Annotated in this window: 1 protein-coding gene; it reads right to left on the reverse strand. The window is 75.8% G+C overall.

Features of this window, described 5'->3' with window-relative positions:
* Positions 1-131: 131 nt before the first annotated feature.
* Positions 132-314, reverse strand: a 183-nt coding sequence (locus tag JHD80_RS27705) for a hypothetical protein (RefSeq protein WP_199093835.1), incomplete at its 5' end; no start/stop codon positions are given.

A 314-nucleotide genomic window follows, 5' to 3' on the forward strand; every position in this document is an offset into this window, starting at 1 on the left:
GCGCCGGAGGCGTGAACCCGGAACCCACGACCGGGTGAGACATCCTGTGGTCCGTCGCGGGCTGCTCGCCCAGTCGTGGATTCCGGGTTCTTCGCTGCGCGAAGCCCCGGAATGACAACTAGGCCTGTCTCTTATACACATCTCCGAGCCCACGAGACTCTAGGCGCGATCTCGTATGCCGTCTTCGGCTTGAAAAAAGGGGGGGGGGGGGGGGGGGGGGGGGGGGGGGGGGGGGGGGGGGGGGGGGGGGGGGGGGGGGGGGGGGGGGGGGGGGGGGGGGGGGGGGGGGGGGGGGGGGGGGGGGGGGGGGGGGG

The organism is Allobosea sp. ASV33, from assembly GCF_016428755.1.
Lineage (GTDB): Bacteria > Pseudomonadota > Alphaproteobacteria > Rhizobiales > Beijerinckiaceae > Allobosea.